The sequence below is a fragment of the Rhodococcus sp. IEGM 1307 genome (assembly GCF_030056915.1).
GTDB classification, from domain to species: Bacteria; Actinomycetota; Actinomycetes; order Mycobacteriales; family Mycobacteriaceae; genus Rhodococcus_F; species Rhodococcus_F opacus_D.
In genome coordinates, this window is sequence record NZ_JASHKW010000017.1 from 155313 (window position 1) to 175774 (window position 20462).

20 protein-coding genes and 2 tRNA genes are annotated in these 20462 nt (G+C 68.4%); 16 read left to right on the top strand and 6 right to left on the bottom strand.

The window, feature by feature from the left end; all coding sequences use genetic code 11:
• Positions 1 to 4 precede the first annotated feature (4 nt).
• The 12 genes from QM841_RS29085 to QM841_RS29140 all read left to right on the top strand — a co-directional run bounded on the left by QM841_RS29085 (position 5) and on the right by QM841_RS29140 (position 12097).
• Positions 5 to 2839, top strand: a complete 2835-nt coding sequence (locus QM841_RS29085) for a sensor histidine kinase (protein ID WP_283334691.1) — start codon at positions 5 to 7, stop codon at positions 2837 to 2839.
• The gene (locus QM841_RS29090; protein WP_005249096.1) at positions 2836 to 3252 is read left to right on the top strand and encodes a roadblock/LC7 domain-containing protein; all 417 of its coding nucleotides are present in this window, start codon (positions 2836 to 2838) and stop codon (positions 3250 to 3252) included. Before QM841_RS29085 ends, QM841_RS29090 begins: the two co-directional genes overlap by 4 nt.
• 7 nt (positions 3253 to 3259) lie before the next feature.
• On the top strand, positions 3260 to 3634 hold the full coding sequence (locus tag QM841_RS29095) for a DUF742 domain-containing protein (protein WP_005249095.1): 375 nt from the start codon (positions 3260 to 3262) through the stop codon (positions 3632 to 3634).
• Entirely contained in the window at positions 3615 to 4199 is a 585-nt protein-coding gene (locus tag QM841_RS29100; protein ID WP_283334692.1) for a GTP-binding protein, read from the top strand. Before QM841_RS29095 ends, QM841_RS29100 begins: the two co-directional genes overlap by 20 nt.
• Before the next feature lie 11 nt (positions 4200 to 4210).
• Positions 4211 to 5053, top strand: a complete 843-nt coding sequence (locus tag QM841_RS29105; RefSeq protein WP_283334693.1) for an MHYT domain-containing protein — start codon at positions 4211 to 4213, stop codon at positions 5051 to 5053.
• 151 nt (positions 5054 to 5204) lie between these two features.
• The gene (gene gyrA / locus QM841_RS29110) at positions 5205 to 7727 is read left to right on the top strand and encodes a DNA gyrase subunit A (protein WP_280783070.1); all 2523 of its coding nucleotides are present in this window, start codon (positions 5205 to 5207) and stop codon (positions 7725 to 7727) included.
• Positions 7727 to 9139, top strand: coding sequence for a DUF3566 domain-containing protein (locus QM841_RS29115; protein WP_283334694.1), 1413 nt, complete (start codon positions 7727 to 7729; stop codon positions 9137 to 9139). Before gyrA ends, QM841_RS29115 begins: the two co-directional genes overlap by 1 nt.
• 131 nt (positions 9140 to 9270) lie before the next feature.
• Positions 9271 to 9344 (top strand) — tRNA-Ile (locus QM841_RS29120).
• Between the two features lie 120 nt (positions 9345 to 9464).
• Positions 9465 to 9537, top strand: a tRNA-Ala gene (locus QM841_RS29125).
• A gap of 94 nt (positions 9538 to 9631) precedes the next feature.
• Entirely contained in the window at positions 9632 to 10465 is an 834-nt protein-coding gene (locus QM841_RS29130) for a siderophore-interacting protein (RefSeq protein ID WP_283334695.1), read from the top strand.
• Positions 10466 to 10484: 19 nt separating this feature from the next.
• Complete coding sequence (locus tag QM841_RS29135) at positions 10485 to 11075, top strand: chorismate mutase (RefSeq protein WP_283334696.1); 591 nt, start codon at positions 10485 to 10487, stop codon at positions 11073 to 11075.
• Between the two features lie 50 nt (positions 11076 to 11125).
• A complete protein-coding gene (locus QM841_RS29140) occupies positions 11126 to 12097 on the top strand; it encodes a helix-turn-helix domain-containing protein (RefSeq protein WP_283334697.1) in 972 nt (323 codons plus the stop codon).
• On the opposite strand, the gene QM841_RS29145 is transcribed toward QM841_RS29140, so the two are convergent.
• Both QM841_RS29145 and QM841_RS29150 read right to left on the bottom strand, forming a co-directional pair.
• Entirely contained in the window at positions 12087 to 12551 is a 465-nt protein-coding gene (locus tag QM841_RS29145; RefSeq protein WP_283334698.1) for a hypothetical protein, read from the bottom strand. The genes QM841_RS29140 and QM841_RS29145 overlap by 11 nt on opposite strands.
• Before the next feature lie 107 nt (positions 12552 to 12658).
• Positions 12659 to 13219 (bottom strand): hypothetical protein, encoded by a 561-nt coding sequence (locus QM841_RS29150; protein ID WP_283334699.1) that lies wholly within the window; start codon positions 13217 to 13219, stop codon positions 12659 to 12661.
• A gap of 100 nt (positions 13220 to 13319) precedes the next feature.
• Here QM841_RS29150 and QM841_RS29155 point away from each other — a divergent pair, with 100 nt between their 5' ends.
• The gene (locus tag QM841_RS29155; RefSeq protein ID WP_025431550.1) at positions 13320 to 13847 is read left to right on the top strand and encodes a peptidylprolyl isomerase; all 528 of its coding nucleotides are present in this window, start codon (positions 13320 to 13322) and stop codon (positions 13845 to 13847) included.
• Between the two features lie 13 nt (positions 13848 to 13860).
• Positions 13861 to 14778 carry a rhomboid family intramembrane serine protease gene (locus tag QM841_RS29160; RefSeq protein WP_283334700.1) on the top strand — a complete coding sequence of 306 codons (918 nt, stop codon included), beginning with the start codon at positions 13861 to 13863 and terminating at the stop codon, positions 14776 to 14778.
• Here the strand turns inward: QM841_RS29160 and QM841_RS29165 are convergent.
• Positions 14772 to 15230, bottom strand: coding sequence for a PH domain-containing protein (locus QM841_RS29165; RefSeq protein WP_283334701.1), 459 nt, complete (start codon positions 15228 to 15230; stop codon positions 14772 to 14774). The genes QM841_RS29160 and QM841_RS29165 overlap by 7 nt on opposite strands.
• Before the next feature lie 67 nt (positions 15231 to 15297).
• Positions 15298 to 15561 (bottom strand): cell division protein CrgA, encoded by a 264-nt coding sequence (gene crgA / locus QM841_RS29170; protein WP_005249082.1) that lies wholly within the window; start codon positions 15559 to 15561, stop codon positions 15298 to 15300.
• Between the two features lie 119 nt (positions 15562 to 15680).
• On the opposite strand from crgA, the gene QM841_RS29175 reads away from it, so the two are divergent.
• Positions 15681 to 16382, top strand: coding sequence for a DUF881 domain-containing protein (locus tag QM841_RS29175; RefSeq protein WP_283334702.1), 702 nt, complete (start codon positions 15681 to 15683; stop codon positions 16380 to 16382).
• A 55-nt stretch (positions 16383 to 16437) separates the two neighbouring features.
• Positions 16438 to 17091: an aminodeoxychorismate/anthranilate synthase component II gene (locus tag QM841_RS29180; protein ID WP_280783096.1), complete on the top strand. Its 654-nt coding sequence runs from the start codon at positions 16438 to 16440 to the stop codon at positions 17089 to 17091.
• A gap of 60 nt (positions 17092 to 17151) precedes the next feature.
• On the opposite strand, the gene pknB is transcribed toward QM841_RS29180, so the two are convergent.
• The gene (pknB, locus tag QM841_RS29185; protein ID WP_283334703.1) at positions 17152 to 19074 is read right to left on the bottom strand and encodes a Stk1 family PASTA domain-containing Ser/Thr kinase; all 1923 of its coding nucleotides are present in this window, start codon (positions 19072 to 19074) and stop codon (positions 17152 to 17154) included.
• Positions 19071 to 20462, bottom strand: coding sequence for a protein kinase domain-containing protein (locus tag QM841_RS29190; RefSeq protein ID WP_283334704.1), 1392 nt, complete (start codon positions 20460 to 20462; stop codon positions 19071 to 19073). Before QM841_RS29190 ends, pknB begins: the two co-directional genes overlap by 4 nt.

Genomic DNA, 20462 nt, shown 5'->3' on the forward strand with positions numbered 1-20462 from the left:
TGGGATGAGCGACGATTCGCCGCCCCGGGCAAAGTTCTGGGATATCGAGGGCTGGGGCCTGCGGTGGAAGGTCACCGCGGTTCTCGCAGTTCCCGTCACCGTCGCCATGGTGCTCGGCGGGCTCCGTGTGCAGGGCGAGCTGAGTAACGCCGTCCACTTCACCGAGGCGGCCGACCAGATCGTCGTCGTCCCGGACATCGTGGCCCTCGAGGCCTCGATGGGTACCGTGACCAGTGGTTACGCCTCGGGCACCCTCACCAAGCAGGACCGCGAGGACGCGGAAGCCCTGATGAACGATGTGTCCGAACAGGCTCGGAACCCCGAACTGGATCCCGCCGTCGCGAGTTCCATCAACCAGACCGTCTCGGACGGCCGCGCCCTCCTGAATCTGATGGATTCCCCGGGCGTCGCCACCGACCTCCTCGCGGAACGCCAGCGCGCGTTCGCCGCGGACTTCATCCGCGAAGTGGACGACATCGTGCGTCCCATCGAAGACAGCGAAGTCGTCGACAAGGGCTACCAGCTGACCAACGCGTGGCAGGCGCAGCGTCGTCTGTTCGAACAGGCCATGGGCCTCGTGATCGTGAAGGACGTCTACGCCGGTCCCGACGGACGGGAGAAGGCCCGCACGGGCGACATCCCCACCTCGGCCGTCGTCGCGGCCGCCGGCGCCGAATCGAGCCTCCTCGACGTCCTCGACCGGTACTACCCCAAGGGTGATGCCCGTCTCGAGACGCTGCGAAACAACATCAACGACCGCAACGCCCTCATCGACCAGGGTTTGGCGGACGCGGCGCGCGGCGGGATGCTGCCCATCCTGCAGCTGCGCTCCTCGCTCATCGCGAGCCGTGACGTCTACCAGGAGCTGACCAGCGAAGCGGCGAAGGACATCGCGTCCACCGTGCAGGTCCGCGCGGCCGAGACCCGGTCCGCCGCGCTGCGTGACACGGCGATCGTCCTCGGAACCCTGCTCGCCGCGCTCGTCCTCGCGCTCCTCGTGTCGCGGTCGCTGATCGGTCCGATCCGCCGCCTGCGGTACGGCGCGCTGAAGGCCGCCCGCCGCGACCTTCCGGAGGCGATCGAGCAGATCAAGGCCAGTGACGATCCGCGGGCACTGTCGTTCGAGCCGGTGGCCGTGCACTCCTCCGAGGAGATCGGCCAGCTCGCCCGCGCCGTGGACGACATCCACGGGCAGGCACTCAAGCTCGCCGGGGAGCAGGCACAACTGCGCCTGCAGATCAACGACATGTTCGAAACGCTCGCGCGCCGAAGCAAGTCGCTCGTCGACCAGCAGCTCGGCCTGATCGAGAATCTCGAGTTCGAGGAGAAGGATCCGAAGCGACTCGAGAGCCTGTTCCGGCTCGACCACCTGGCCGCGCGTATGCGTCGGAACGGTGAGAACCTGCTGATTCTGGCCGGCACCCGCGTGCGTCGTTCGCAGGCGGCGCCGATCCCGCTCGGCGACGTGCTGCGTGCCGCGATCTCCGAGGTCGAGGACTACCAGCGTGTGCAGATGGGTGCGACCCCCGAGGGCGCGCTCAGCGGCACCGTCGTCACGGACGTCGTGCACCTGCTCGCCGAACTCGTCGACAACTCGCTGCGCGCTTCGCCGCCCGACACGGTCGTGACGTTCAGTTTCGCTCGCGCCGTGGACGGCGGGGTGCTGCTCGAGATCGCGGACCGCGGTATCGGTATCCCGGCCGACGACATGCGCGCCGTCAACGAGCGGCTGGCATCGGGTGGTGAGGTCGGTCCCGAGACCGCCCGCCACATGGGTCTGTTCGTCGTGAGCCGGCTCGCGAAGCGTCACGGCCTGACCGTGCGCCTGCGGTCGACGTTCGACACCGCCCGCAACCCGGGCGTGACCGTGAGCATTCACATCCCGAATGCGCTGATCGTGTCGCAGGCCGCCCGGCAGGACACGGGACCGCAACGGAAGATCCCCGCGGCACCGGTCCGGACCGCCATTCCGGCACCCGCGGCCCCGGCACCGCGCAAGGACAACGGACAGCAGCCGGCAACCCGCAACGGACTGCCGACCCGCACCCCGTCCACTCCTCCGCCCGCGCCGAGCCCGGCACCTGCGGGTGCGGTGACGACGGTGTCGGGCACGAGCCTGCCCCGACGTCAGCCCGGTGCCAGTGGCATCGCGGCCGGCGCGGGATCGTCGGCCGGGGCACCGGCCGCGCAGTCTCAGGATACCGTCAACGTCCGTGGATCCGGGGCGATGCCGAAGCTGCCCGTGCGGCGGCCGCAGGCGACGACCCCGGAGACGGCACCGGCGCAATCGCAGCCGCAGCACGCACCGCACGCACCCCGCAGCGAGAACCGCATCGAGGCGCGGACCGCGGAGCAGCCGGCGCCCCCGTCGTCGAACGGCGACGACCAGGCACCGGTGCGACACCGCTACCGCACCAACTCGGCGAAGACCGCGTCGTTCTTCCAGTCGCGGATCGATCCGCCACCGTCCGAGGCCACACCGCGCCCCGGCGGCGGCACCCCGATCTTCTCCGACATGGTGTCCGACTGGCTGACCGATCCGACCGGCGCCGAAGGCGCACCCGGCGTCTGGCATTCCGCCGGCGACGCCGGATGGTCGGCCGCGGAACGGATCAGCGAGACTCCCGTCGAGGTCGACCCGGAGATCGGACTGCCGAAGCGGCGTCCCGGCGACCGGCTGGTGCCCGGCACGGTCGAAGGCGCGCACAATACGGGGACACTGCGCCGGGTGCGTGACCCTGAGACAATTCGCGCGAATCTCAGTCGTCACCAGCAGGGCGTCCGAAACGGCAGGGCCACGAGGCTCGCGGAACGTAACAGCATTGAAGGAGACCGATGAACACCGCTCATGGATCCGACGTCACGCGACCGCTCGACTGGTTGGTGTCGAACTTCGCCAGTGACGTGCCCGGTGTCTCCCACGCCGTGCTCGTGTCCGCGGACGGTCTCCTGATGGCAGCCAGCGCCCATCTCCCCATCGACCGGGCCGAGCAGCTGGCCGCGGTCACCTCGGGGCTGGCCAGCCTGTCGGCCGGTGTGTCCCGGTTGTTCGAAGGCGGCGGAGTGCTGCAGTCGGTGGTCGAGATGCAGCACGGGTACCTACTGCTCATGAGCGTCGGCGACGGCTCGCACCTCGCGACCCTCACGGACGCCGAGTGCGACATCGGGCAGGTCGGCTACGAGATGGCGATCCTGGTCGACCGCGTCGGCGCATCGGTGCAGGCCACGGCCCGCACTCCGCAGGGTCTCTGACCAGCCCATGCCCATGAACGACCACCACTCGGAGCAGCCGGGCCCGAACATCGTGCGCCCGTACTCGCTGACGTCGGGCCGGACCCGGCCTGCGGTCGAGCTCGCCCTCGAAGCGTTGATTCAGGCACTGCCGCAGTCGGTGGACCGGCAGTGGGAACTCGACGACGTCAACGCGGCGATCGTCGCGTTGTGTCAGCAGTCGCCTTCGGTAGCCGAGATCGCCGCCCGGGTGGGCGTCCCCCTCGGGGTGGCACGCGTCCTGGTCGCCGACCTGGTCGAGGCCGGTCATCTGCAGATCCTGGCCACCCTGAAGGAAGACTCGACCGACTCCGAACGTCGTGAACTCATCGAAAGGGTCCTCAGTGGACTTCGCGAAATCTGATCCCCGCAATCGGGTGACCTCGACCAAGATCGTGATCGCCGGCGGGTTCGGCGTCGGCAAGACCACGCTGGTCGGGGCGGTCTCCGAGATCGTCCCGCTGCGCACCGAGGCGCTCGTGACCAACGCCAGCGACGGCGTCGACAACCTGGCTGCGACACCGCAGAAGGGCACGACCACCGTCGCCATGGACTTCGGTCGCATCAGCCTGGCCGACGACCTGGTGCTGTACCTGTTCGGAACCCCCGGTCAGCACCGGTTCTGGTTCATGTGGGACGACCTGATCCGCGGTGCCATCGGTGCGATCGTCCTGATCGACACCCGCCGGCTGGACGAGAGTTTCGCGGCCGTCGACTTCTTCGAGGCCCGGCAGCTGCCGTTCCTCGTCGCGATCAACGAATTCGACGACGCCCCGCGCTACCCCATCGAGGACATCCGTGCGGCCCTCGCGATCTCCGAGGAGGTGCCGATCATCCCGATCGACGCACGTGACCGGGAATCGGCGAAACGCGCACTGGTCGCGATCACCGAATACGCACTGACCAAGCTCCACACGGCCGCGTACTGAGGATTCGAAACATGTCGGACGACTTGCAGCACTTCTCCATGGGCACGTGGATCGTCGCCCTCGCCGCGGTCACGGCGTTCATCGGCGTCTTCGTCGGTATCGCCAGCGCCCGCAAGGCGGTGACCGCGCCGAATCCGAGGCAGCGGTACCTCTGGCTGGCGTGGGGTGCGCTGTCCATCGGCGGCATCGGCGCCTGGCTGCCGCACTACATCGCGATGGTCGGGTTCGAGGTCTACGGCAGTGTGGTGCGCTACGACGTCCTGTGGATCGCGGTCTCGTTCGTGGTGCCCGTCGCGGCCGCCGCGGTGGCGTTGCTGATCATCAGCCCGCCGCCCACGAAACACCGGCTGCCGAGCGCATCGGTGGAGATCGGCCGCCTCGCCGGCGGTGCGGTACTCCTCGGCGTCGGCTTCACTGGAATGGACCTCGCGATCGTCGCCTCCCTCGAGATCCAGGGTTCGGTGGACTCCGACATCGTGCTGACGGCGGCGTCGACCGTGATCGGCCTGGTCGTCGGCGCCGGAATCATGTGGTCGATCTCGGCCCTCGAGTCCCGCACGCTGCGACTCGTGGCGTCGGTGATCGTGGCGGCCGGACTGGTGGCCATGCACTACACCGGGGTGTTCGGGCTGAGCGTCACCGTCGACCCGTCCGTGGCGCGCCCGGACGGGCTCGAAGTGTTCTCGATCCTGTTCCCCGTCTTTGTGCTGGGCATGCTCGTCGTCACGATCCCGATCACCGCCCTGCTGATGGCGCCCGACCGCGTCGCCGCCGAGCTCGAACTCGAGGCCGACATGCTCGCCGCCGAATCCCTCGCCGCCGAAACCCAGGGCAGGGAGCTCGAACTCCAGTAGAACGGACGACTCCTGCGGCACCGATTCATGAGCGCACCCGAGTCCTTCACCCTCACAGCTGACCTGCACCTATAGACTCGGGTGGTTGCGCGACGTCGTGCAGGACCGCGAGTCCGCGAGGAGACGTCAAGCCGAGTAGAAGAAGGAGCTCATGACTGACACAACGTTGCCGCCGGAGGGACCGGGGCACGACCGCATCGAGCCCGTCGACATTCAGCAGGAGATGCAGAGCAGCTACATCGATTACGCGATGAGCGTGATCGTGGGCCGGGCGCTGCCCGACGTGCGCGACGGCCTGAAGCCGGTGCACCGCCGCGTTCTGTACGCGATGTACGACAACGGTTACCGGCCCGATCGCGGTTATGTGAAGTCTGCGCGACCGGTCGCCGAGACGATGGGTAACTACCACCCCCACGGTGACGCCTCGATCTACGACACGCTCGTCCGCATGGCGCAGCCGTGGTCGCTGCGATACCCGCTCGTCGACGGCCAGGGCAACTTCGGTTCCCGCGGCAACGACGGCGCCGCCGCGATGCGATACACCGAGTGCCGGCTCACTCCGCTGGCCATGGAAATGCTGCGTGAGATCGACCACGAGACGGTCGATTTCACCCCGAACTACGACGGTCGTACACAGGAACCGTCAGTTCTCCCCAGCCGTATCCCCAACCTGTTGATCAATGGTTCCGGCGGCATCGCCGTCGGTATGGCCACCAACATCCCGCCGCACAACCTGCGGGAGGTCGCCGAGGCCATCTACTGGGCGCTCGAGAACTGGGAAGCCGACGAGGAGTCCACCCTCACCGCGGTCATGGAACGCGTCAAGGGACCCGACTTCCCGACGCACGGCCTGATCGTCGGCGGCCAGGGCATCCACGACGCCTACACCACCGGACGCGGTTCGGTCCGCATGCGCGGTGTGGTGGAGATCGAGGAGGACGCCAAGGGGCGCACCACGATCGTCATCACCGAGCTGCCGTACCAGGTGAACCCGGACAACCTGATCACGTCGATCGCCGAGCAGGTGCGCGACGCGAAGATCGCCGGCATCTCCGACATCCACGACGAGTCCTCGGACCGCGCGGGTATGCGCATCGTCGTGACCGTCAAGCGTGACGCGGTCGCGAAGGTCGTGCTCAACAACCTGTACAAGCACACCCAGCTGCAGACCAGCTTCGGCTGCAACATGCTGTCCATCGTCGACGGCGTGCCGCGCACCCTGCGCCTCGACCAGATGATCCGGCTGTACGTCGCCCACCAGGTCGAGGTCATCCGCAGGCGCACCGAATACCTGCTCCGCAAGGCCGAGGAACGCGCTCACATCCTGCGCGGACTGGTGAAGGCCCTCGACGCCCTCGACGAGGTCATCGCGCTGATCCGGGCGTCGCAGACCGTCGACATCGCGCGGGCCGGGCTGATCGAGCTCCTCACCGTCGACGAGATTCAGGCCGACGCGATCCTCGCGATGCAGCTGCGTCGCCTCGCCGCCCTCGAGCGTCAGAAGATCATCGACGAACTCGCCGAGATCGAGCTGGAGATCGCCGACCTCAAGGACATCCTCGAGAAGCCCGAGCGTCAGCGCCGGATCGTCCGCGACGAGCTCAAGGAGATCGTCGACAAGCACGGCGACGACCGCCGCACCCGCATCATCGCCGCCGACGGCGACGTGGCCGACGAGGATCTGATCGCCCGCGAGGACGTCGTCGTCACGATCACCGAGACCGGCTACGCCAAGCGCACCAAGACCGACCTGTACCGCTCGCAGAAGCGCGGCGGCAAGGGCGTGCAGGGCGCCGGGCTGAAGCAGGACGACATCGTCTCGCACTTCTTCGTCAGCTCCACACACGACTGGCTGCTGTTCTTCACCACGAAGGGCCGCGTGTACCGGGCCAAGGCGTACGAGCTGCCGGAGGCGAGCCGCACGGCCCGCGGACAGCACGTGGCCAACCTGCTCGCGTTCCAGCCCGACGAGCGCATCCAGAGCGTCATCCAGATCAAGACGTACGAGGACGCCCCCTACCTGGTTCTCGCCACCCGCAACGGTCTGGTGAAGAAGTCCAAGCTCACCGACTTCGACTCGAACCGCAGCGGCGGCATCGTCGCCATCAACCTGCGCGGCGAGGACGAACTGGTCGGCGCGGTGCTCTGCTCCTCCGACGACGACCTGCTGCTCGTCTCCGCGCAGGGACAGTCGATCCGCTTCTCCGCCACCGACGAGGCGCTGCGTCCGATGGGCCGCGCCACGTCCGGTGTCCAGGGCATGCGATTCAACGGCGACGACGAACTGCTGTCGCTGAATGTCGTGCGCGAAGGCACCTATCTGCTGGTGGCGACGTCGGGTGGCTACTCGAAGCGCACCGGTATGGAGGATTACCCGGTCCAGGGTCGCGGCGGAAAGGGTGTACTCACGATTCAATACGACAAGAAACGTGGCACCCTGGTCGGAGCGCTCATCGTGAACGACGACGACGAGCTCTACGCGATCACGTCGGGCGGTGGCGTCATCCGCACCGCCGCCAAGCAGGTCCGCAAGGCCGGTCGGCAGACCAAGGGCGTTCGTTTGATGAACCTCGGGGAAGGCGACACCCTGCTCGCGATCGCGCGCAATGCCGACGAACCCGACGAACCCGACGACAACGCCGAGAGCAGCGGCAAAGGAGCTAAGGAGTCCTAGTGAGCACTCCCAACCAGCCAGGCAGTGACCGGCAGAACCCGGGTTCCGCCAATCAGGCGAAAACCGAGCAGCAGGCCTCCCGCACTCCCGAGAACGGGTCGGCGCGACCGAACCCGCAGCAGGGTTCCGCGCCGCAGGGGCCGCAGGCGTCCGCCGGTCGTGGTCCCGCTCAGGCGGGGCCGGCTGCCCGGCCGGGCGGCGCTCCCGACGCGAGACCGGATCGGCAGGCTCCGGCCGATCCGGCCCGGTCTCCGTCGACGCCCCAGCATCAGGGTCCGCGGACGCAGACCCCGCAGGGACGGTCCGTGCCGCCGCAGCAGGGTCACGCTCCGAATCAGCAGGCTCCCGGGCATCAGGGCCCGCCGCAGCAGGCACCCGGCAACCGGGCTCCCGCGGGTGGTGCTCCCACCGAGGGTGCGCAGTCCATTCGGGGAAATCAGGCTCCGCCGTGGCAGCGCGGAATGCAGCGGGAGCCGCAGACCAACCTGAAGCGGCCCGTGCAGGGCGGGGCCGGTGCCAAGCAGGCTCCGCGCCCAGAGGGTCAGCCGAACGCGTCCAACGGCGCGGGCACAGCGGCTGCGGCGGGTGCCGCGGCAGCGAAGGCTCCCGGCGGCCAGGACGTCCAGAAGCCGCAGACCGCTCCGACGCAGAAGACGCAGCAGCCCCAGGCGCAGGGTCAGCGACCCCAGGGCGCGCAGAACGCGGGTGCGCCCACCCAGGCCGTGCCCACCCAGAAGGCGCCCGCACAGAACCCGTCGGCGCCGGCGAAGGGCCAGCCCGCGCCCAAGCAGGGTTCCGATCGCACACCGTCCTCGACCGCGGCCACCGCAGCGGTCGGTGCGGTATCCGGCGCAGCCGCGGCCGGTGCCGTGACGCAGCGGGAGGCCGCGAAGGCGAAGGCGTCCGCGATCGACGGACCCACCCGGCACATCAACCGGGACGTGCTCCCCAAGGACATGCCGGACCTGTCCGAGGCCAAGCACCCCTTACCGGGGGCGGCGGCCACGGGTCAGCAGCCGAAGATCGCCGTGGCCCCGCAGCGGGTCGAGGAGGGCGAGGCGCTTCGGGCGACGGTGCAGGTCCGCAAGATCGATCCGTGGTCGACGCTGAAGATCTCGTCCGTCATCTCGGTGTCGCTGTTCTTCGTGTGGATGGTGGCCGTCGGTCTGCTGTACATCGTCCTGGACGGGATGGGCGTGTGGGACCGGCTGAACAACGCGTTCACCGATATCGTCGCGGAGTCGAGCTCTGACGGGCTCGTGACGGCCGGTCAGGTCTTCGGATACGCCGCCGTCATCGGTCTCGCGAACATGGTGCTGTTCACCGCGCTGGCGACGATCGGCGCCTTCATCTACAACCTGTGTTCCGACCTCGTCGGGGGCGTCGAAGTGACGCTCGCCGACCGGGACTGAACGCGGAAAACGACGGGGGCTGAGCTGGGAAAAGAGCGTCTCGCCGGACCGGTTTTGGTAGTTGCCGGTCCGGTGGGGTAATCTTCCGACTCGGTTCAGGGAACTGCGCGAGATGAGTTTCCAGACTTCAGGGGCCTATAGCTCAGGCGGTTAGAGCGCTTCGCTGATAACGAAGAGGTCGGAGGTTCAAGTCCTCCTAGGCCCACTCCTGGTGCCGGTGAAAGGTCATTCGCATGAAGGTCCTCCTGTTTGTGGGAGCCGGAGTGCTGGTGGCGATCGGACTGTCCAAGTTGCTCCGCGGCAACGAGGTGTGGCACGAGGTAACGGGGCCTTAGCTCAGTTGGTAGAGCGCTGCCTTTGCAAGGCAGATGTCAGGAGTTCGAATCTCCTAGGCTCCACAAGTACGAATACAGAAACGGTGTGCCCCGGATTCGGAAGAGTCCGGGGCACACTGCTGTGCGGACCAGAGTGGGGTGAGGTTACCCTTACTTCATGACCGCACTCGATCCCGGAGCCCGTGAACGCCTCGAGCCGCGCAGCCGCGTCGCATCCCACCACCGGAACGGTGAGGGAACCGCACGAATCGGTTACCCGATCGGAGTCCGCACGGTCACGGTCCGGGCACGCGAGTACGTCACACCCCGCATGGTGCGTCTGACTATCGGCGGCCCCGGACTCGACGGGTTCCACACCTATCAGGCCGACGATCACGTCAAGATCGTGTTCCCCGATCCGGACGGCACCCGCCGCGTGCCCGTGGTGAACGACGCGATGATGCTCGACTGGCCGCGACCGCTCCCGACCACGCGGAAATACACCATCCGCCGCTACGACGCCGAGGCCCGCGAACTCGACCTGGACTTCGTGCTGCACGACGGCGGGCTCGCGTCCTCCTGGGCGACGACGGTCGCGGTCGGCGACGAGGTGACCATCGCCGGACCGCCCGGCGCCAAGGCCTTCGCCCACAACTTCGACCACTACGTGTTCGCGGTCGATTCCACCGCGCTGCCGGCGGTCGCGCGGTGGCTCGACGAGTCCCCGGCCGACGTCTCGGCGCACGTTGTGATCGAGACCGACGACGACGTCGAGCACGGCTACCCGCTGGCCGTGCGCGAGAACGTGGACGTGACGTGGCTCGTGCGCCACGGCGGTGAGTCCGCTCTGGCGTCGACGGTGCAGTCGCTCGCGCTGCCCGACTGCCGCTGCTTCCTGTTCGCGGCAGGCGAGGCGAATGACATCAAGCCTCTACGCGCGTGGAGCCGGGACCGGATGGATTCGCTGTTCACCGGGTACTGGAAACGCGGAGTCGCCGGGCTGGACGACTGACCGGCCCTACACTCGCACCATGGCCCCGGTCCGGCCCGCAGTCGCCCGCCGCGCGGTCGTCGCCGCGGTGATGCTCGCGATGTTGGCGGTAGGCGGTGCCGTGCCCGCGGGTGCGCAGACCCGTCCCCTGGAACCGATCGCCCTGGCGGTCTCGCTGCGCCTCGCCACGGCAGACGCGGTGGCGGCCGCCAAGTGGGGCACGTCGTCGCCGATCGACGATCCCGCGCGCGAGGCCCAGGTCCTGGGTGCGGTGGCTTCGCAGGCGGCCGACGAGGGTCTGAGTGCGGGGCGGGTGCAGCAGATCTTCCGCGACCAGATCGAGGCCAACAAGGAGGTGCAGCGCGCCCTCTTCGGCTGGTGGAGCGTCGCACCCGGCGCGGCGCCGACCGTCCGGCCCGACCTGACGCAGGTCCGTCCGGTGATCGACCGCCAGAACACGGATATTCTGCTGCAGCTGCGCGAACAGGAGGCCGTGCTCGCCGGTCCGGGCTGCGTGCCCGCTCTGGTGGACGCCGCGGTCGCGGTGACTGCCGAACAGCGTCTCGACCCACTGCACCAGGCCACGCTGGCGCGCGCGCTCGTGTCGATCTGCGGGTCGGTCCGCGAATGATTGGCCGTTTCGACATGGTCCGGCAAGATGTCGCCACTTAGACTGGGGTCATGATCTCCAAGGTCGCAACGCTCCTCCTCGACCGTGTCTCGATGTTCGAGTTCGGGGTGGTCTGTGAAGTGTTCGGAATCGACCGCACCGAACACGGGGTTCCGCCGTTCGACTTCCGGATCTGCGGGATCCGTCCCGGCGAACCGCTCGCGTCGATCACGCCGGGACTCACGCTGTCCGCCGACTACGGACTGGACTCCCTGCGCGACGCCGATCTCGTCGTGGTGCCGCCGCCGGGGGCGCAGTCCGGCTTCCCGGTGGAGGTGCTCGACGCGGTGCGCGGCGCCGCGGATGCCGGTGCCATCGTCCTCAGCCTGTGCTCGGGTGTCTTCCTGCTCGGCGAGGCGGGGCTCCTGGACGGGCGCAAGTGCACCACCCACTGGGAGTACGTCGAAGAACTGGCCACCCGGTTCCCGACCGCGACCGTCGACCCCGACGTCCTGTTCGTCGACGAGGGCAACCTCGTCACCAGTGCGGGCACCGCGGCCGGCATCGATGCGTGCCTGCACGTGGTGCGCCGGGAGCTCGGTTCCACCGTCGCCAACACGATCGCCCGCAGGATGGTCGTGCCGCCGCAGCGCGACGGGGGACAGCGCCAGTTCATCGAGCAGCCGGTGGTCGCGTGCACGTCGGACAGCCTGAGCGAGACAATGGCGTGGATGAGCGAAAACCTCGAGTTGCCGCACACAATCGACGAGCTCGCGGCCCGCTCGTCCATGTCGACGCGCACGTTCGCCCGCAAGTTCGCGGCCGAGACGGGCACCACCCCGGTGAAGTGGCTGACGACGCAGCGGGTCCTCTACGCGCGGCAGCTACTCGAGGGCACCGACCTCGGCCTCGAGGCGATCTCGAGGCGCAGCGGATTCGGGTCCGGCGCGCTTCTGCGCCACCACTTCAACCGGGTGGTCGGCGTCGCACCCGCCGACTATCGGCGACGGTTCGGCTGCAACACGGCCGAACTCACGCAATGAACGTGCCGATGGCCGGGTTCGCCTGGCAGATCGGGCTGCTGCCGAAGTTGATCGATCCGAACGCCGTCGCCACCACGTTCCCGACGCCGGTGTTCACCGTCGCGGACAGGAAGGGGTAGACGCCGCCGAGGTTCACGATCCCCGAACGTCCGCTGTCGGTGTTGACCCAGGCCACGGTGACCTGCGCGGCCGCCGGGATCGGTGGCGCGGCGGGGCGTGACTCGAAACGGATGTCGCCGTCGGCGATGGGCGGTGACGCCTCCGGCCCGGACTGTCCGGTGAGCGCCGTCAACGACATCAGGCTGCCCTGGTTCGGACATCCGATGGTCAGGGCCGGTCCGCCGAACGGGTGCGGCGGGTCGGCGCCGGCGGGGCCGGCCGTCAGCAGAGCCGCCGTGGCGGCGATCGGAAACGTGACGACGGCGATGCGGTGGACGATACGTCTGGCGGTCATGTCTGCTCCTCGGAACGGATCCTCGCGCTGGTGCGCATCTGCCTGCGGGATACCCCTGGTACAAGCCGTGAAACGAAAGGATTCGCAGATGCCGGAGACCGCGCCCTCTACTGGCCGGGGAGTGACGGATCAGTTGCGGTGAGGGGCTTCGTCGCCGTGGGCGGCGTGGGCTGCTGCATGTCCGCGTTGTCGAGGTCGCGCAGGTTCGGGGGAGCGGAGGCGACCCGCGGCTGCTCGCGGCGGCGGCTCTTGACGAACACTGCGCCCCCGGCGACAGCGGCACCCACGAGGACGACGATCGCGATGCGACGGCCCTTTCGCGACTTCTTCTCCTCGACCGGCGCCACGGCCGAGGTCAAGGGACGAACGACATCCTTGGCGACCTTCTTCACCGGCACCGTCCGGGCGCGTTCGTAACCCTTCTTGGCCAGCGAGGCGCCCTGACGGCCGAGGAACAGACTGAGCCGGCCGGCGCCGCGAGCCGTGGCGAGTGCCGCCGAGCGTGCGTAGCGCCGCGCCTGATCGACAGCCTCGGATTCCTTGACGCGGGAAGCCGAATCCTCGACGTGGGCCAGAGCGGTCTCGACTCGTTCGGAGACCTGCTCCTGCAGGGTCTCGGCGCGTTGGGTCGGAAGCAGATTCGTGAGGGACTCCGTCGCTCGTGTCATGTAACCACTTTGTCACAAGAACCGGGAGCACGAACCGATCCGAAGTACTCGAGTCACCGCGGCGGAACCACACGGAACCCCACAATGGCAACATGGTGGTGTGACTTCACCTCATCAGACCGCAACCGCAACGCTGCACACCAACCGCGGCGACATCAAGATAGCGCTGTTCGGCAACCACGCGCCCAAGACCGTCGAGAACTTCGTCGGCCTGGCCGACGGTTCGAAGGACTACAGCACCGCCAACGCCGGTGGCACCGACTCCGGACCGTTCTACGACGGCGCCGTCTTCCACCGCGTCATCGACGGATTCATGATCCAGGGCGGCGACCCCACGGGCACCGGCGCCGGTGGCCCGGGCTACAAGTTCGGCGACGAGTTCCACCCGGAACTGCAGTTCGACCGCGCGTACATCCTGGCCATGGCGAACGCCGGCCCGGGAACCAACGGTTCGCAGTTCTTCATCACCACCGGCCCGACGCCGCACCTCAACCGTCGCCACACCATTTTCGGTGAGGTCGTCGACGAGGAGTCGAAGAAGGTCGTCGACGCCATCTCGACCACCGCCACCGATCGCGCGGACCGTCCGCTCGAGCCGGTCGTGATCAACAGCGTCACCATCGCGTAGGGAACTGCAGCACATGACCAACCCCGGCTGGGGCGGTGCCGCGAACGAGGGCACTCCGCCCCAGCCGCGGTGCGTCCGCCACCCCGATCGCCCCACTGCGCTGTCGTGCAACCGGTGCGGTCGTCCCGCGTGCCCCGACTGCCTGCGCGAAGCGGCCGTCGGCTACCAGTGTGTCGACTGCGTCGCCGCCGGACGGCGTGATGTCCGCCCGGTCCGTAACGTCGCCGGCGCCGTGACCACACAGCGTCCGACACCGCTTGTGACGTACATCCTGATGGCCGCGAACGTCGGCATCTTCCTGATCACCGCGGCGCAGGCCCGCAGCATCATGCAGAACCAGGCCGGGTCGAAGCTCTTCGCGGACTGGGCGCTGTTCCCACCCGCTGTCGTGGACGGGCAGATCGTCCGCGTGCTCGGCAGCGGATTCCTCCACTTCGGCATCATCCACCTGGCCGTCAACATGTTCGCGCTGTGGGTGATCGGCCGCGACACCGAACTGGTCCTCGGGCGTGCCCGCTACGCCTGCGTGTACTTCGCGTCGCTGCTCGGCGGTTCCGCCGCGGTGATGCTGTTCCAACTCGGCGCGGTCACCGCGGGTGCGTCGGGTGCCGTCTTCGGACTGATGGGCGCTCAGGCCGTCATCCTCCTGCGTCTGCGGCGCAGCCCCGCACCGGTGATCTCGGTGATCGCCATCAACGTGATCATCAGCATCACGATCCCCGGCATCTCACTGTGGGGGCATCTCGGCGGCCTGGTCGCCGGAGCCGCGGCCACCGCGGGAATCCTCTACGGGCCCCAACTGCTGGGCGTCGGGAACAACCGGGAGAAGGCCGTCATCGTCGGCTGGGTCTGCCTCGGCGTCGTGATGCTGGTGCCGCTCGCCGTCATCGCGATCCGCACCCTGCAGCTGCGCGCGAGCTTCGGCTACTGACCCCGGCCCACCAGACGGTGCACCGCGAGGGCATCGAACACGTCCTCCGGATTGGTGCCGAGATCCCACCGGCCGAAGATCAGGAGGCGTTCGGTGCCGTCCTCGGTGCGGACGTCGATCTCGAGCATCGGCACCCGGCGGCCCAGCCGGGGATAGCGCACGAGCCGCGCGCGTTCGATCTCCGAGCGGGCATACCCGTGGCGGCCGCTCAGCCGGTTCACCACGATCCCGCCGCCCTCCTTGTCGATGGCGAGGCGCGGGCGTTGCCGGAGCGCGGACGCGGCGGTCAGCAGCAGCCCGAGGGCGGCGAAGCACACGAGGACACGGCCCGCCGGCTCGGTCGACACGGAAAGTCCCGCGACCCCCAACGCGACTCCGCCCGCGGCGAGAGCGATCACCGCGGCGAGGGGCGTCGACCACTCCAGCGGTGCCTCGTCAGCGGACATCAGCACTCGACCTGCGGCTATCCACAGGGGTTGTCCACATTGGGGATGAATGACATGGGTGTAATTGTGATGGTCAACGCCAGCGCATCGTCATGATCAGACCGACCACCATGAAGCCGAATCCGATGAGGAAGTTGTAGGCACCGAGGTTGTTCATCCACTCGAGCTGGTCGGCGGCCAGGTAGTAGACGAGCAGCCACACCAGGCCGACCAGCATGAACCCGAGCATCACCGAGACGTACAGGGTGCTCGAGGGGCCGGCCTTCACCTTCACCGGGGTGCGGCTCGCAGGGTTGATCGTGTAATCGGTCTTCTTTCGGACCTTCGACTTCGGCATGACGTCCTCGTTCGTGCGGCTCAACAGGAATGTGGGCAGGTAGATTCGGAAATACCTGCGTGTGTACACGCTAACGTAGCCGCGATTCGCGCGGCGAGGACGAGGGGACGGAAACACCGGTGACCAGGTCGATCTTCTGGCGGATCGCGGTGCTGGTGGTGTGTCTCGTGGCCGGTCTGCTGGTGGCCACCACCCGTCAGGTGTCGCACGGCAACGAGATTCGCGCCGGCGATTCCACCCGACTGTCCGACCTCGTGCGCAACGCCCAGTCCGAGACCGAACAGGTCGCCGAGACCCGCGACCGGCTGGCGGCGCAGGTCGAATCGCTGCAGCAGGACGCCGCCGCGTCCGACAGCGGTGTCGCGCAGGCGCTCGCCGACAGCAAGGCGCTCGCCACCGATGCCGGACTCACACCGATGACCGGTCCCGGCGTCACCGTCACACTCACCGACGCCCCCCGCGACGCGGACGGCAAATATCCCGTCGACGCGTCGCCGGACGATCTCGTCGTCCACCAGCAGGACGTCCAGAGTGTGCTGAACGCACTGTGGGTGGGCGGTGCCGAGGCGATCAGCATGCAGGACCAGCGGATCGTGAACACGTCGGCACCGCGCTGCATCGGCAACACCCTGCTGCTGCACGGTCGCACCTACAGCCCGCCCTACGTCATGTCGGCGATCGGGGATCCCGCGCGACTGGAGGCGGCGCTCGCCAACGAACCCGGAATCCGGGTATTCAAGCAGTACGCCTCACGGTTCGGTCTCGGCTACTCGGAGGCGGCGTCCGGTCAACTGTCCGTGCCCGGATACGCGGGGCACTGAGCCCGAACGGTCCCCGGCCGTGCAGAGCGGGAAGCGGGCAGAATACCCTGCTTCCATGAGGATTCTCGTCGTCGACAACTACGACAGCTTCGTGTTCAACCTGGTCCAGTACCTCGGACAGCTGGGAACACGGGCCGTGGTCTGGCGCAACGACGATCCGAACCTCACCGGGCCCGACGCCGTCGCGGCGGCAGCGGCCGAGTTCGACGGCATTCTGCTGAGCCCCGGCCCCGGCACACCGCAGCGGGCAGGCGCGACGATGGACCTGGTCACGGCGTGTGCCGCGGCCAAGACGCCGCTTCTCGGGGTGTGCCTCGGACACCAGGCGATCGGGGCCGCATTCGGCGCCACCGTCGACCGGGCACCCGAACTCCTGCACGGCAAGACCAGCATCGTCCACCACACCGGCGAGGGCGTTCTCGCGGGTCTTCCCGACCCGTTCACCGCCACGCGCTACCACTCGCTGACCGTCCTGGAAGACACCATCCCGGACGAACTCGAGGTCACCGCCCACACCGACAGCGGCATCGTCATGGCGATGCGGCACCGGGAACTGCCGATCCACGGCGTCCAGTTCCACCCGGAGTCCGTGCTCACCGAGGGCGGGCACCGCATGCTCGCCAACTGGCTCGCCGTCTGCGGCGAAGCCCCGAAGGAATCCCTCGTCGCCACCCTCGAGACCGAGGTCGCGCAAGCGTTGGGCGCGTAGCGCCCGTGCGCCTTTTTGGTAGCTACAGCAACCAGAAAGGCGCACGGGTGGCGGAGCCGCCTACCGCGGGATGCCCAGCGCGCCGACACCGACGGAGACGACCCCGTTCTTGGTGATCTCCGATCCCGGCGGCTGTTCCTGGCTGATGATCTTGCCGACCATCTCCGGGTCCAGGGTGGACGTCTGCGTCTGATTCAGCGAGCTCGACGACCCGCTCCAGCCGGCGCTGCGCAGCTCGGCGAGTGCCTGCGACACCGTCTTGCCCGTCAGGTCCGGCATCTCGATGTTGTTGCCGTTCGACACCCGGATCTGGATGGTGTCACCCTTGGCGGCGGTGGAGCCGCCGACGGGGTCGGTGGAGACGACCTGGCCCTTCGGCACACCGGAATCGATGTTCTGGATCTGCACCTTGAAACCGGCGCCCTCGATGTTCGCCTGCGCGACCTCCACCTTCTGGCCGGTCACGTCGGGGATGCGGATCTGCTCCGGCCCGGTGCCCAGCGTGACGGCGACCTCGGAGTCGAGGGAGATGCTCGCGCCGGAGGACGGGTTCTGTTCGATCACCTTGTCGACGTCGGACACGTCGGACGGTGCACGGGCGACAGCGGTGTCGAGCCGCAGTCCCACCGCGTTCAGCTCCTGCTGCGCTTCCTGCTGGGTGAGACCGGCGAGCCGCGGGACCTTCACCTGTTCGGGGCCCGACGACACCTCGAGGGTGATCGTGCTGCCCTCGTCCACCTGCACGCCGCCGACGGGGCGGGTGGTGATGACGTTGCCGGTCGCCACGACGGCGTCCGGTTTCTGTTGCCTGGCGACGCGGAAACCGAGGTTCTGCAGTGTCGTCTCGGCGTCGTCCGCGGCCTGGTTCGTGACGTCCGGCATGGTCACCTGATCGGCCTTCGAACCCGGGCCGACGGACCACAGGAACGCGCCGACGATGCCGACGACGATGAGGGCGCCCAGCGCCATCAGCGCCACCCGCATCGGGTTCTTCTTCTTGTTGTCGGGCTCGCCGCCGTCCGTCTTCGACGCGGTGGCCGGGGCCGGTGACTGCTGGCGCCGGTAGTTTCCCGCGCCGGTGTCGACGGCCCCGAGGATCGTGGTGCGGTCCTCGTCGCTCATGACCATCGGCGCGCTGGGGCGCTGCCCGCCGAGCACCCGGACCAGGTCGCTGCGCATGTCCGCGGCGGTCTGGTAGCGGTTGGCGGGGTTCTTGCTCATCGCCTTGAGGATCACCGAGTCGAGCTCACGCGGAATGTCCGGGTTGACCGCGGACGGTGTCTGCGGGTCCTCCCGCACGTGCTGGTACGCGACCGCGACCGGGGAGTCACCCTTGAACGGGGGTTCGCCGGTGAGGATCTCGAACAGCACGCAGCCGAGGGAGTACACGTCGGAGCGGGCGTCGACCTGCTCGCCGCGGGCCTGCTCGGGCGACAGGTACTGGGCGGTGCCGATGACGGCGGCCGTCTGCGTCATGGGGCTGGACGCGTCGGAGATCGCTCGCGCGATGCCGAAGTCCATCACCTTCACCGCACCCGCACGGTTGATCATCACGTTGGCGGGCTTCACGTCGCGGTGCACGATGCCGTTGCGGTGGCTGAAGTCGAGCGCCGCGCACACGTCCGAGATGACTTCCATCGCGCGGCGCGGTGCCATCGGGCCCTCGCTGCGCACGATGTCCCGCAACGTGTCGCCGTCGACGTACTCCATCACGATGTACGGCAGCGGTCCCGCTTCGGTTTCCGCCTCGCCGGTGTCGTAGACGGCCACGATCGCCGGATGGTTCAGCGCCGCCGCGTTCTGCGCCTCGCGACGGAATCGCAGGTAGAACGTGGGGTCGCGGGCCAGGTCGGCGCGCAGGACCTTGATCGCGACGTCACGGCTGAGTCGGACGTCGCGGGCGAGGTGGACCTCGGACATGCCACCGAAGCCGAGAATCTCACCCAGCTCGTAGCGTGAGGAGAGGTTGCGCGGTGTCGTCATGGCAGTCCTTGTGGGGTCGGAGTAGTTGACTCCTCCGACGTGGTCGTCGTGGTCGTCGTCGTGGGGGCGGTGGTGGTCGTGGTGGTGGTGGTGGTAGTCGTCGTCGGCTCTGTCGTCGTCGTGGTCGGCGGCGGGGTGGTGGTGGTCGTGTACGGCTGGGTGGTGGTCGTCGTGTACGGCGGCTCGGTGGTGGTCGTCTGTTCCTCGGTCGTGGTGGTGGTCGTCGGCCGCGGTGTCGTCGTGATCGTCCGCAGCGACGACGTAATCGCCGGCGACGTCGGTTCCTTCGTGTCACCACCGTCGAACAGGACGAGCGCGAGCCCGATGATCGCCGCCAGCAGGAGCAGACCACCCGCACCCCAGGCCACGGCCTTCTGGCCGCTGGTCAGCCCGCCCTTCTTGCCGTCACCGTTCGAGTCGTCCGGCGGCACCTGCCCGGTGACCGGTCCCGCGTACGCGGTCTGCGAGGGCGGCATCATCTGGGTTGCACCGGTCATCGGCGGCGGCAGAACCCGCGCCGCCCCGGTACCCGACACGCCGGGCGGCGGGGGACGCCTGCCCGCCCGGACCGCCGCGACCGCGTCGGCGAACTCTCCGCCACTGGCGTAGCGGGTGCTCGGATCCTTCGCGATCGTGATGTCGATGAGTTCGCGGATGTTCGGCGGCAGGTCGCTCGGCAACGGTGCCGGCGCCTCTTGGACGTGCTTCATCGCGACGGTGATCGCGCCGTCGCCGACGAACGGGCGACGTCCGGACAGCGCCTCGTAGCCGACGATGCCGAGGGAGTACACGTCGCTCGCCGCGGTCGCGTCCTGGCCGAGCGCCTGCTCGGGGGCGATGTACTGCGCGGTGCCCATCACCATGCCGGTCCGCGTGATCGGCGAGTTCTCCACGGCCTTCGCGATGCCGAAGTCGGTGATCTTCACCTGGCCGGTGGGGGTGATCAGGATATTGCCGGGCTTCACGTCGCGGTGCACGACTCCGGCGTCGTGCGCCACCTGCAGCGCCCGTCCGGTCTGCTCGAGCATGTCCAGGGCGTGCGGCACCGCGAGGCGGCCCACCCGCGAGAGGACGGCGTTGAGCGGCTCACCGTTGACGAGTTCCATCACCAGGTAGGCGGTGGAATCGCCGGTGGCGTCGCGGACCTCGCCGTAGTCGTAGATTCCGGCGATGCCGGAATGGTTCAGCTGCGCGGTGGTACGCGCCTCGAAACGGAACCGTTCGACGAACTCCGGGTCGGACGAGAACTCGGACTTCAGCACCTTCACCGCGACACGACGGTTGAGCCTGTTGTCCGTCGCTTCCCAGACCTGTCCCATTCCGCCCGTGGCGATGAGCCGGATCAGGCGGTATCGATTGGCGATCAACGCGCCGTTGTTCAGTGCCAC